Annotated in this window: 9 protein-coding genes; 1 reads left to right on the top strand and 8 read right to left on the bottom strand. The window is 35.4% G+C overall.

Translation table 11 applies throughout. The annotated features are described in order from the left end of the window. Nucleotides 1–13: 13 nt before the first annotated feature. The 7 genes from W7W_RS0102975 to W7W_RS0102945 all read right to left on the bottom strand — a co-directional run bounded on the left by W7W_RS0102975 (nucleotide 14) and on the right by W7W_RS0102945 (nucleotide 10,529). A complete protein-coding gene (locus tag W7W_RS0102975; protein ID WP_010662368.1) occupies nucleotides 14–4,255 on the bottom strand; it encodes an SMEK domain-containing protein in 4,242 nt (1,413 codons plus the stop codon). Between the two features lie 542 nt (nucleotides 4,256–4,797). Continuing rightward, nucleotides 4,798–5,085: a hypothetical protein gene (locus W7W_RS0102970; protein WP_010662367.1), complete on the bottom strand. Its 288-nt coding sequence runs from the start codon at nucleotides 5,083–5,085 to the stop codon at nucleotides 4,798–4,800. Between the two features lie 12 nt (nucleotides 5,086–5,097). After that, the gene (locus W7W_RS0102965; RefSeq protein ID WP_010662366.1) at nucleotides 5,098–5,841 is read right to left on the bottom strand and encodes a ParA family protein; all 744 of its coding nucleotides are present in this window, start codon (nucleotides 5,839–5,841) and stop codon (nucleotides 5,098–5,100) included. Beyond that, nucleotides 5,829–8,519 carry a toprim domain-containing protein gene (locus tag W7W_RS0102960; RefSeq protein ID WP_010662365.1) on the bottom strand — a complete coding sequence of 897 codons (2,691 nt, stop codon included), beginning with the start codon at nucleotides 8,517–8,519 and terminating at the stop codon, nucleotides 5,829–5,831. Before W7W_RS0102960 ends, W7W_RS0102965 begins: the two co-directional genes overlap by 13 nt. A 63-nt stretch (nucleotides 8,520–8,582) precedes the next feature. Next, complete coding sequence (locus tag W7W_RS22730) at nucleotides 8,583–9,791, bottom strand: relaxase/mobilization nuclease domain-containing protein (RefSeq protein WP_010662364.1); 1,209 nt, start codon at nucleotides 9,789–9,791, stop codon at nucleotides 8,583–8,585. Further along, the gene (locus tag W7W_RS0102950) at nucleotides 9,772–10,122 is read right to left on the bottom strand and encodes a plasmid mobilization protein (protein ID WP_010662363.1); all 351 of its coding nucleotides are present in this window, start codon (nucleotides 10,120–10,122) and stop codon (nucleotides 9,772–9,774) included. The genes W7W_RS22730 and W7W_RS0102950 overlap by 20 nt, the downstream gene beginning before the upstream one ends. A gap of 104 nt (nucleotides 10,123–10,226) precedes the next feature. Further along, the gene (locus tag W7W_RS0102945) at nucleotides 10,227–10,529 is read right to left on the bottom strand and encodes a helix-turn-helix domain-containing protein (RefSeq protein WP_010662362.1); all 303 of its coding nucleotides are present in this window, start codon (nucleotides 10,527–10,529) and stop codon (nucleotides 10,227–10,229) included. Nucleotides 10,530–10,662: 133 nt separating this feature from the next. On the opposite strand from W7W_RS0102945, the gene W7W_RS0102935 reads away from it, so the two are divergent. After that, the gene (locus W7W_RS0102935) at nucleotides 10,663–11,304 is read left to right on the top strand and encodes a helix-turn-helix domain-containing protein (protein WP_010662361.1); all 642 of its coding nucleotides are present in this window, start codon (nucleotides 10,663–10,665) and stop codon (nucleotides 11,302–11,304) included. Between the two features lies 1 nt (nucleotide 11,305). Here the strand turns inward: W7W_RS0102935 and W7W_RS22725 are convergent, their stop codons facing one another. Further along, entirely contained in the window at nucleotides 11,306–12,529 is a 1,224-nt protein-coding gene (locus tag W7W_RS22725; RefSeq protein WP_010662360.1) for a site-specific integrase, read from the bottom strand. Nucleotides 12,530–12,603: the final 74 nt, after the last annotated feature.

Here is a 12,603-nt window from a genome sequence, read left to right as displayed (position 1 = left end):
AATGGGATAGACATTAATTAGAGAATAATTCCGGACATATTTTCTTTATCTTTCTCTCGGCTTTTTCTAACGTTATTGTTTTATCCATTTCGATGAAACATTTTAATTTAAAATTTCTGTAAGAATAGTGGAAGTTCTTTAATTCAGTCTTATTGTAATGTGAGTTGTCTTCGCTTAAAATGGAAATCTTGGCTTCTACTTCTTTAATAATTCTTTTTTTGTGAGTTGCCTGAAAAAGAAGAAATAACACATTGAAGATATCCGAAATGGGAGAATTGTATTTTGAGCTTTCAAACTCGTCGCTTAATGAAATATCCAATAATTCCATCATGGATGAGAGTAGATAGTCCGCTTCAAAATATTCTACTTTAATAGAATCCAGGAAATTTCCATTCTCATGAAAACGGTCACTTAACGGTCTTTTCTTATCTTTTAATTCGGATATGAATATTTTCATTGCTACTTCAGGCTTAAGGGGAAGAAGTTGAACTGACACTCTGTTAACATCCATTTTAAGATTCTTCATATTTCCAAGCAACCAATCTGATGCATAACCCGGATCATATGAGGCGATATATTCAAATAAAGACCAATCAATATCATGACTTTCCTTTATGAGTGAGAGATAATTCTTTAATTCATCATTATATTCTCCCTCAAATTTGACATACAAGTGAAAAGCTCTATTTCTTGAATGACTACTTATTTTGTCGCAAATAATATATTTTTTCAAATCATTCTTGGTCTGCCGCAATTCGTTCTTATCTATAATATGGAGAAGTTCGTCTAAGTTAAAAATGCGACTTACATCACCTGATTTAATGAGATTAACTACCTCCTGGTTAAAAACAGTCTCTCCCAGAATATTTTTTATCCAATTCGTAAAACTTAAATCTTCTTTATTTCGTGGTCGAATGCTTTTTAAGAAACCTAAATGCTTAATTAACTTAGCACAATTCCAGTGAGATGGGGGAGTGTTAGAAAAATAACTTAACGTCACGAAGAAAAGAAATAATTCATTAACTGTACACCCTCCCTCGGTATAATCAATTGGTGATTCAAAATTAATCCTGTTCTCATTTTTAATGCACCAGTTTTTTATCCATCTCAAGTTCGCAGGAGGGAGTTCTCTATGGTTAATAATTTCAATGTAGTTTTTTTTCAAAAGCCACTCCCAGAAAGATTCGTTTTCAAACCATTTAATTATTTCTCCTTTTGAAACAGAATCATTAGCATTTAATTGCCCTCGCAGAAAGTCTAAGGTTATTTCAACCTTAACACTTGGTGGCCCTTCCTTATAAAACCTATTACCGAAAAGATCTTCGTATTCCACCGGGTCATTAAATTCGTCTAATCCGGTTTTTATTATGGATATGAATTTGTCTTTTTTCAAATACGCTTTAAGAGACAAATTCAGCACCTCTCTATCATGATCTTTCCATGGATCAGAAGGAATTTGAGATAAATTTTCTCCAAAGGCATAAACCAATACCGGTTTTAGCCTTTCCTGTTCTGTTTTTTGTATTTTAGAAAGTGATCGTTGAAAAAGAATAATGGTGTCTGTTGAAATAAGCCCTTCACCCAGCAGCTTTATTAATAAGTCATTATGTTCTGCTTCATATAATATGGCCGCAATAAACCAATTACGTTCATGAATTTTCTTTTCTTCATTCTCCAGAAAATCCAATTTGATAAGTTTTTCTTTATCAGAACACGTCAATAAAAAAACCTTTGCTCTGTTTAGTACGGTAATATCGTCTTGATAATTATCTAGTTTGTCTCCAATAAAATCAATAAATTTAGAATAATCATATAGTGATTCCTCACGAGCTGGCATTAAAACTTGAAATCTTTCAGTTACAGCTTCAAATACTTTCTCCCACAAACCAACTCTGCGATAGTGATATATTTTTTTCTTCCTGTCCTCCTCTTGTTTTATTAGTAAATGGATAAATTCACTTAATGTATTGTCCTGATTTATTAACTTTAACAGCTGAATCATTGAATCAGTACCAGTTAAATACTCACTTTCAAATACAGCGTTCAACACTTTTAACAAATATGAAGCGCTTAATTTACTGAAATCTGACTCGCTAATATAAGTGAACAAGATGTCATGGTTTTTTATTTTGTTCAAATCATAGGCCCCAAACACTAATTCTTTTAGTATTTCATTATCATAGAGTTTCCATTTACTAAAGGCTCCAATAATGATATTGCCCAATGGTTGATCATAAACGGTTCGATATAGTTTTAAATATGTTTGAATAATTCTCTGTCGATAATCACCCGGGTTCTTTAGCTGATTTATTAAATCGACAGCATCCAGCCTTGTTTCTCTTGAAAGCTCATGATGCTCCAAATAGGTTAGCAAATAGCTTACGAGCTCTGTATTATTATCTATTTCTGCAAATCTTCCTAAATCTTCTACAGTAAAACCCTGCCCCCATATATGCGTTTTGGTTTTTTGATGCTCCTCAAAAATCCAAATACAGACCTTGGTTTTTATTTCTAAAGGTATTTTATCAGATTCTATTTTCACAAGGGACTCTTTGTCATTATCTACCAACTCCTCCAATAGTTTGTTAACTTTTTTAGAAGTTGGTTCTGCTATGGAGAAATAAAATGCGACCACATTCAACCAGCGTTGCCGTAACTTTTTAAATTTAGATATGAAGAGAATTTTACTTAATTTTTTCCATTCTAATCCCGCTAATGCTTTTGCTGCAAAATATTCCTGAAAATTCAAATGTTTAAAATGCCATGTTTTACAATCATCTGTTACAGGTTCTAAAAACAGCCGTTTTAGTAAATCCAAAATTTCAGGATTAGTAACAATTTCCTGAAGCTTAATTTCATCAATCTTACTTTTGTGTGCATATTGCATTAAAAGTGCGATTCTTTTTAGATGGAGAAGTATGCTCGCCCGATTGTTCTCAATTGATCTTTTAATAGTTACGGGTTTTTTCTCTTCGAAAGCAAATCTTTTTTCAATTAGCTCCTCCAATAATTGAATTCTTGTTTGAGGAAAGTCATTCCGTTCCTGAAAAATTTCTATTATTTCGTTTAAATAAAATGGGGTTTTTATCAGGGTGGCAAAATTAGATTTCTTTATTCTTGAAAGAAAATCTTCACTTTTTGAACCGACCTTCTTTTGGATGTATTTTTTCCGATCCTCCTCACTAATAGTTTTAAGGAAGTAAGGAGTTATTGAAAAGGTATCATCCTGCCTATCATGGATATTCAGAGGAAAAAAGTTTGTACGGCAAGTGGTTATTACCTGAACTTCTGATTTTGGTGAATTAAAATTCGCTATTTCATTAAAAACCTGATTAAATTTGGAGCCTTCAACTTCATCCAATCCATCCAGAATAATAATGAGCTTTAGCCCCTTGTAATAATTCTGCCAGTTTGGACATTCAGTTGAAAGGAGATTCTCTAGGGATGAAGTGTAGCGAATTAGTTTGACCTTGATACAAAAAAATTTCGGGTCTTCCGCATACTTATTTGCTATACTGTTGATATAAGTACTCTTTCCTTCTCCGGCATTAGCCAACAAAGCAATATTTCTATCTCCTTCCGAAAAAATGTCTGCTGTAGTAGAATGATAACCTTCATTATCAATAGAATCAACAACCCTGGAAATAAAATTTGTTGCATCGAAATTATAAGCTGTTTGCGTTGGTCTGTCTTTTATGCCATTTACTATCTTTTCAATCCTGCCTAATTTAAGAGTATCTTCAATTTTGATAATTTCTTCTGTCAATCTGGTGAAATCCCATAGATTATCTACGTTAAATAAAATATTTTCAATCTTTTTTTTGCCAGAAACCGAATCAATTTCCTTTGGAATGTCACTTTGCTTTAGTCCAGCAGGTATGCCTGTGGCAATGAAAAGATGAATCTTACTAATCTTTTTTAATTCTATAAATGGTACTTTCTCACTGTTATCGTAAAAAGATTTTAAGGTCTTCCTGATTTTTTCCTTCGAGATTACCCTATCATTAGTAATAGTGATTTGCCACCCGATTCCCTTTCTTGTGTCTGCCAAATCAATTGAAGGATAGTTCTTTCGTAGGAAATTGAGGTTTTTGAGATTTGTATCAAAAACAACATTCAACAGCTCTTGAAGATAAAGCTCAATAATGAAGGTAATGGAACTTTCACCTTGGTCATACCTATGCCGAATAAACTTCTGGATATCTTCCAAGCCACTTCGGATAGAACTTATGTATTCTTCTTTGGGGATGCGCATTTGGTATATTTTGAGGTTAGGCCGTTTTTCAAATGGTCATAGTGAGTTTACACTTTTTTGATATTACCGAAAGATCCTTCTTTTCGCAGGATTGTGATATAACAATGGTAAAAATACCAAAAATTAGCCTCTTAACCATACAATATGGTATAGCCATATAATATGGTTACCCCATACGCCTGCATAAAAATTTATCGAACCGTCTTAAGCCATGGCACCCTTTCCCGTTGGCACATGAAACCCGGTCTCTCCGATTTTCAAAATGCTGCAAGCAAAAAATCTACTGATAAAGAAAAAAGGATGTAAACCATTAATATTCTAAAAATCAATGATTAGCAACTCGCCTGTAAACCAATGTAAACTAACTGTAAACCTATATAGGGCTAATAATTAAAGTCTTAAAGCAACGGTTTACAGGTTTACAATAAGAAGTGGAAAATATTTAATACGGTTTGTTTTGAGAAGTATTGTTGTCAGGTAGGTATGTCCCTTATGGTTGGTATGTTGATTATGGCAAGTATGGTATTAGAACCAAAAAGGAATCATGTTTTTCCGGACTCTTTCCGGAATAGTATTCTTACTTTTTCCGGTTCAGAGTAGTTTTTTATGTATAAAGAAAGAGCTTCATCTATGACCCGGCCAATAGGCTTTCGGTCGTACCAGGCAATCGCTTTTATTGTGTTAAGGTTTCTCGAATTAAAATAGTAAGTCGCCTTTTGCGAACCTCTTTCTTCTGTTTTTTCTTTATCAGTAATCTTCGGGTTTTCAATGTTTTCTTTCGTGTTTTGGATTAAGAAATCCAGCCCTTGCTTGAAGTCTTTTTTCGCCATCAGTATAGTCTTTTATAGATTGATAATTTCTTTGGTCAGAATAAGGTAATCTTCAGCACCATTGCTCTTTGGTGCGTATTGAAAAATATCCGTTCCGGAACTTGGAGCTTCCGCGAGAGATATATTTTCCCTGATAACAGTATTAAGGAGCTTTTGCCCAAAGTGTTCTTTCACAACCTGTGCAATATCCCGGTGGAGTACTTTGCGTTTGTTGTATTGCGTCAATACGATACCACCCATTTCCAGATTTGGGTTTAGTCTCTTTTTTACTTTATCAGTTATTTCTAATAGTTTGGTTAGTCCTTGAATGCTTAAGTGGTGTGGAAGTAGCGGGATGATGTAGAGATCTGCTGCCGTCAATGCATTTATCGAAACAAGCCCCAGGTTAGGGGAACAATCCAGAAGAATGTAGTCATATTGATCCAAAATGGGTTCCAATAATTCCTTTAGCAAATATTCTTTTCCCGGCTCTGCAGACATTTCCAGTTCAAAAGCGCTCAAGTCAACCGAGGCAGGGAGAATAGTCAGGTGTTCATCTAATTTGATAGGGTCAAGTTCAATTTGACCTTTTAGGGTATTGTAAGTATTGACCTTGAAGTCAGTAATGCCAAACGAGGTTGTCAAATTGCACTGAGCATCCAAATCAATGGCCAATGTTTTTAATCCTGATTGAGCCATGCCAGAAGCAACAGATGCTGTTGTGGTTGTTTTTCCAACCCCGCCTTTCTGATTGATAAAAGCGATTATCTTTCCCATAAGTTCAGATTTAAATTGATTTTTTGCGGATCAAAAGCATAAGCGCTTCCGAACCCCTTTACAGTAACACTATTGTTGCGGCCTTTCATCCATGATGGAATGTAAGCCGGGTCATTTTGAATAAGACGAAGGAGGTCGTTCTTTCTGGCTATTTCTCCGTCATGAGTAGTGGCATTCTTCAGATACAGCCGGTGTAATAAATCCAATTTCAAAGCGATAAACTCTTGTCCGTCTGTTCGGGTGGCATAGGCATAATGAACTCCCTTTTTAATTTGTCCGTCAGATTTGAGGAAATCAAGTTCGTTCCAGAATTTATTGACCCGGCTTAACCCAACTATTTCAGTATCCTGGTTGGCAATCAAATTTCCAAGGCAATTAAATAATTCATCGTAGGAGAAAGGGAATCGAAGCACACGGTTTAACGACTCGTAAACTGCCAGAAATAAGGACAAGTGTTTAAGTGATCGTTCTGATAATTTGCTGTATTCACTATTAAGTTTCAGTTGAATTTCAATCTGTTTCAAATTGCTTTTGAACTCCCTGATGAAATACTCTCTTTTCGACAATATGTCTTTTACCACTTTCCCAAAACCATTCTCTGCTTCGTTCCTTAGTTTATTATAGGCTTGAATTTGTTTCTGAGAAAAGGAGTTTTTTCGGAAGTCTAAGACAATCATCCTACTCAGTAATGCAGAAGTTTCTGACGGCATACTATTTCCATCGAGTATGACTGCAGAATTGAAAAAAGTGTCGTGAGTTTTATTATCATTGGTAGTTTGGGCTCTTGAATATCCAACACCTTCATAACCGGTCTTCAGCATCCCCAGAATGCCTTTATTTAGATTGTTGTCAAACTCTTTCAAGTAAATCAAGCCATTCCTTATTTTATGTACATTTCGGGCAATAGCTTTAGCAGATGATTGCCCCTCAAGGGAAATTCCTTTGTAGTTTTTGTAAAGTAATGCCAAAAGGATTTCAGAGAATGACGTTTTACCAACACCGGCATCACCAAACAGAAACAGGTAAGGGAAAAATTCCAGCTCTCGGAATATCTCATCTCTAAACAAGGCTGATAAAAGAAACATAACCCCTACCATTCCCATTTCGCCATAGGCATCCGTAAATAATTCACTCCACTGGTCAAAGGAAAAGTTTCCCTTACGGAAGAGGAATTTCTTTTCCTGCAGATATGCTTCCGAATGATTGTTTACTTTGGCAAAAGCCGGCAAATAAAAGTACCCCTGAGGCAACTCAACCACCCCGTATTTGTTGATTTTATGAAAGCTTGTTTTGGTTAAAATACCATTTGAAAAGGCATCGAAATTTTGCTTTGGTTGATATCCAAGGATTAATATCTCTTTTGCCTCTCGCTCTTCTTTACAAATATCTTCCAGAATACGATCCAGGTCTTCGACAGTTCCCCTGAATGAAAAATTTCCTTTCGACCTTATGACAGCCTTAAAATCAGGCAGCTTAAGAGCCTTCGCTGAAATTGAAACCATTTCTGTTTTTCCGGATTTGTTTTGGAGATAAAAAATTCGTGAAGCATCATCCGTTCCATCGGGAAAAAAGTAAAGGACATCCATTATGAAATTTGAGATGCAGCGCTCAACAGATTTCCCCTTATTGGTTGTCTTCACCCAAAAACAATGATTGCGTTTAAAAAATCCTTTTTCTTCAAAATCAGAGATTTCATCTTTAGAGTTTTCAAGAAGAACTGGATGCAGCTGTTGGTAATTCTTAGAATCTTCAAGAAAAGAATTTAGGCTTCCATCGGAAAGAAGATTGTTTAAGTCTTTGTCTTTAGGTAAGAGCAACCTTAAAACAGGTTTTTCAGTGAGATCGTGGTCGGCTATTAGATTTAAAAACCCTTGAGTGATTTTTTCTCCCGCTTCATCCCCATCGAATGCGAGAACTACAGTCTTGTCTTTTAGATAGTGCTGAAGTTTTCTGTAGTCAGAAAAGTTATTGTCTGCACTAAAAAATGCCAGACTTGATTGTTCAGGAATAGATAATGAATTAATACATCCCTCTACAAGAAAAATCCAGTCTTCTTCAGGCTTAAAAAGACAATCGTATAAAGAATTGTATAGTTGTCCGGTGTTCTTGTATTGCCCCTTCTCGTTATTAAGTTTTCTATCATTTATGAGCCGTTTTTGACTGTCAAAAAAAACAATGCTATTAGGAGTTCCATCAGCATTGTTTGATTGATGGAAAGAGCCAGCTGGCAGTTTTTTTATATCAATTCTTCTGGATTCAAGATATTTTCCGGCATCTTTTTTTGAGTTGTTTTCGATAGCAAAGATCCTTTTCTGAAAGCTGTTAAAGTCCTTTTTTAATGCAGTTGGCTTCCGGGGGGATACGAAATCACCAACTATATTGTTAAGGGCGTACTTTAAAGCGTCCGGTGTATCACAACCTAACTGTTCCTCTGCGATATTCAGCCAATCCAAAGCCTTTTGACCAGTACCGAAATTTTTTATCCAGTATTTCCCATTATCCAATTTAAGAGTGCTGCTGGGTGTTTTTTCATTATGAAGCTTAAACTTTTTTCCGGTAGTTACTTGCGGGAAAAAGTGCTTTATAACTCTTAACTGGAATTCCGGATTCTGATTGATTAGATTTATGCCATCGACTGATGGAAAATCATTAAAAAATGACTTATCTTTGTTACTCATAAGCATTAAGTATTTTAAAAGATATTTTAATGAAGAAGGTGGATGGGCGTCCACCTTTTTTTGTTACAAGCCAATTCCACGGTTTCTTCCTTTGTTTTTTTTCTTTTTCCCCTTTTTGGGTGGTTCTTCATTATCATTTTTCAGGGAACCATCCGATAAAACAGAATTAGAAAGATTCCCAACCCCGATACCAATCCGGTCATCAGTGCCAATGCCATTACTTTTACGTTCAGTAGTAACTTCATCCTTTTCAACTCCGATGTTTTCTTTTCCAGAAAAGCTTGCTGTTGTTCCATTGTTTGAATGCCCGTGGTAACCTTGACTTGTTGTTCCTGAAGGTTGACTGTTTCCTGCCGTAAAGCGATGATCAGTTTTTGAATATCCCCGGTGATTGGGGCCAAAGCTTCTTTCAGTTCCTGAATGCTTGTTATATTGGTTTTCTGAAGATTTTCTACCTGCTGATTCAACATTCTCCTCCTTTCCTCGATTGACCTCTTGGCTGCTTCTTCGATTTCTTTCATAATTGGATTTTAATTGGTTATCTATTTTTGTCCAGGAATAACCTTTCCCAAGACCAGAGCCCTTGAATACCTGATCCTCAAGCATAAAACTCACTCCAAAGACTTTTTCCTGGTTATCTCGGTGGTATTTTATTGATACTCCACTCTCTGCAAGCTTCTTTTCAAATTCGTTAACAGAGCTTGCTTTCCGCATTGTATCTCTAAGTGCCACCTGTATTTGCTTTTTGGCAGGGATTGTCCCGGTTCGTCGATACAATTCAACTTGTCCTTTGGAAAGGCTAGCTTCCTGGCTGTTTGTTGAATCCAGGACTGGTGACAAGCCATACTTGTTCTCCAATTCCCGAATTGCATTTTCGCTTCTCCTGTAATCCCATTTATCGCTAACTACCTTCCCCTCCATATCAATACGATTAGCAATTAAATGGACATGAGGATGATCTCGGTCACTATGCCTGTACATCACGTATTGTGAGTTCCCAAACCCCATTTTTTCTAAGTATTCTCTGCCTAATTGGATAAACTGTTTGTCTGAAAGTTTTTCTTCCTTTCCGATGGCCAATGAACAATGGTAAACTGCCTTTTTCAAATCCGGCTTTTGACTTCTAATAATGCCAAATTCTTTGGAAAGATCCTTTGCAGTTTTACTCATCATATTTGAGTCGAGAAGTTGACCTACGCCCTCCTTTACTTTTACCTCCATATATGCAAGGACGCCTCTAAAACTAGCTCCTTTAGTCTGCTTGCCTATCATTTATTAAGAGTTTTGTGATTTTCTCAAGCAAGGTGTTTGCCTTTTCTATCTCTGTTAGAATCTTCGTATATCGACCTTGATTAAGCTTCTTGGTTATCTGGTTGATGTTGTTTGACATTCCAACCAACTGCTTATAATATGCGCGATGCATAGGAGTGGTTTCTGGCAAGATTAATGAGCGCTTCGAGAATGCTGCTTTTCTCACCCAAGTAGTAACAGATAGATTTGCTAACTTCGCTTGCTGGATAGCATATTCCTTTTCTGCATCAGTCAACCTGACAGTTATTTGATTTATCCTTACTTCTTCTATTTTCTTCCTAGGTCGAGCCACCGAGACTTAATTTAAAGCGATAAAAAATTAGAGTAACCGATAATTTTTGGTTTTCGAACTCTGGTTTTCAGAGGGCGGAAACATGGCTTGCTCCCAACCCTATCTTACTGATTCTTGAGCACATCAATAATTTCACTTTTCAAGAGATACTTTTTTCTTCCCAATGAGTATTGCTTGAACTTTCCTTGTCGGATCAACTTGTATAGGGTCGGCAAAGAAACACCTATGAGATTGGCCGCCTCAAGCTGACTTAATCTTTCCTTATGAGATGGATCGGAATTGTCATTTTTCCCTTCATTTAGGACACGAGTATCCAGACCATTTTCTCTAAAAAGCATTTGTAACTCTTTGCGAATAACCGTTGTCAATTCCTCTTTGGTTGAAAAAATTCTAATTTCTGTTCCCATATCTTTTAATTATTATGTTATTTCATGCCACAATAATAAAAATTGTTTACTGTTTTTTAGCTTGTTTTATTAGCTTTTACAAGCTTTTCACTAACTTTACTGTCTGTTTAATTTTTACTTTAGTTAAATTTTTATGGAAAACTTTGGCAAAAAAATTAGAGATCAAAGGAAAAGCATGGGGATAAAGCAAGGAGAGCTAGCTCAATTCATTGGAGTAAGTCAGGCAGCTCTCAACAAAATTGAAATGGGAAAAACAAGAGATATAACTCTTGAAACAGCAAAAAAAATAGCGGAAAAGCTGGAGGTGTCGTTCATGGATTTTTTTGAGGTTGAAGATCACAAGAGAATGCAGGCTGAAGACAGAACAAATGCTAAGGAATGGATTCTGGATGATTATATCGAAAATATTAAGGTCATTCAGACCAATGTACTTGACCTGTTGGGAAAATATGCCGAAAATCTTTCCATCCCAGTTTCAGTCTTATTTGAATCAGCAAACCTACTTGATCATAACTATTCAGCCATCGCCGAACTGGAATTTCGTTGGCAGACTATAAAAACCAGTGGACTTGCAAACGAAGAAGAATTTAAAAAATTCGTGTTTGACCATATGATGAAATACCAAAAGTTATTTAATTGGTTTCAAAATCATAGAATGAATAAAAATGACTTAAAAAAATATATCCCTAAAAACGAATTAGAATCATTAGATTATTCAAGTATTTTATCTCTGGTATCAGCCCGTAATATACTTCAGGGAAAAAGAGAAAACTAAATTATATATCCCCCCAGGCATTGAGTAATTTCTGACGCTTAAAATCATCCGCGATTTTAAGATATTTGTCAAAAGTGGAATCCTTTTTATGGCCAGTAATTGCCTTTATTATTTTTACGTCCAACCCCTTCATGAAACCAATGGTAATAAATGTTTTCCTTGCGGTATGAGCAGTTATTAATTTAAACTTTGGGAAAACCTCTTCAATTACTTTATTTCGCCGGTAACTAATTTTCACCGTCAGACTGTCAATTCCTGCGATTTCACAACACTCTTTGATATAATCATTGAATTTTTGATTCGAAATTATCGGCAGAGGACTATAACTCTCATTCTGATATTTTTTCAAAATCTCCTGAGCTTGCGGTAACAATGGGATTATATCATACTCAGTGGTTTTATTAATATTCTTATGGATCGAGTCCTTCTTAATATGCGCTCTTTGGAGTGTTTGCATATCCGAATATCTTAATCCGGTTAAGCAGCAAAAACAATACAAATCCCTAACTTTATCCAACCGGGATTCTTCAAATTTAAAATTGTACAGAGCTCTAAATTCCTCCGGCGATAAACAAACTACATTCTTGTTTCTTTCGGCAAAGGAAAATTCTTTGTAAACCTCATTGTCATGATACTTCTTCTTTTTACCCCATTTCATGAAAGATTTGAACTTTGCAACATATGTTGCAAATGCATTATCTTCCAGCTCTAATACCTCAAATGAAAAATCGTAAAGTGCTTCAAAAAACTGAAGATTAATATCTGAAAACTGAAGTGACATTGTATTGTAGACCTCAAACTTTTTAATAAAATTTCGAGCCGTTTTTCTGGATCTATATGTGTTGTAAGCATTGTTTTTATAACTGTATTCAATAAATTCATCGAAAGCGTCATTGAAAGCCTTTTTATCGGGTTCAATATTGAAAAAAACATTTTTAACATCCTCCCTTCGCGGAGCCTCCAAATAATTACTAAAGCGATTGAAGCGCGACAAATTATCCGACAATCTATCCAAAAGCGAATTTATTTCAAGGTGTCGGTTATTGGGTTCATTTTCCCTGTTTTTAATGACCCTTTGCCTGGTAAGATTCCAATATCTTGGTTTAATCTTATCAATTTGAAAAGGATAGTTTTTAGTTTTAATGGTAACCTGCCCATAGATCGGAACTAACCCCTTTTTATTCTCTCGGTTTTTAGCGATGTAAAATGAAATGTTGTATCCCATAATATTTGATAGTTATTTGATAGCGATTTTTGACAAAACTAGATAAAACACACTCAAACTACCAAATAAAAAAT

It is taken from the genome of Marinilabilia salmonicolor JCM 21150 (assembly GCF_000259075.1).
Classification (GTDB): Bacteria; Bacteroidota; Bacteroidia; order Bacteroidales; family Marinilabiliaceae; genus Marinilabilia; species Marinilabilia salmonicolor.
This window is presented reverse-complemented; position numbering and strand designations above follow the sequence as displayed.

Bases quoted from the DNA above. Each gene is read 5' to 3' on its own strand.
- W7W_RS0102975 (WP_010662368.1), bottom strand. From the start codon at position 4,255: ATGCGCATCCCCAAAGAAGAATACATAAGTTCTATCCGAAGTGGCTTG.
- W7W_RS0102970 (WP_010662367.1), bottom strand. From the start codon at position 5,085: ATGGCGAAAAAAGACTTCAAGCAAGGGCTGGATTTCTTAATCCAAAAC.
- W7W_RS0102965 (WP_010662366.1), bottom strand. From the start codon at position 5,841: ATGGGAAAGATAATCGCTTTTATCAATCAGAAAGGCGGGGTTGGAAAA.
- W7W_RS0102960 (WP_010662365.1), bottom strand. From the start codon at position 8,519: ATGAGTAACAAAGATAAGTCATTTTTTAATGATTTTCCATCAGTCGAT.
- W7W_RS22730 (WP_010662364.1), bottom strand. From the start codon at position 9,791: ATGATAGGCAAGCAGACTAAAGGAGCTAGTTTTAGAGGCGTCCTTGCA.
- W7W_RS0102945 (WP_010662362.1), bottom strand. From the start codon at position 10,529: ATGGGAACAGAAATTAGAATTTTTTCAACCAAAGAGGAATTGACAACG.
- W7W_RS0102935 (WP_010662361.1), top strand. From the start codon at position 10,663: ATGGAAAACTTTGGCAAAAAAATTAGAGATCAAAGGAAAAGCATGGGG.
- W7W_RS22725 (WP_010662360.1), bottom strand. From the start codon at position 12,529: ATGGGATACAACATTTCATTTTACATCGCTAAAAACCGAGAGAATAAA.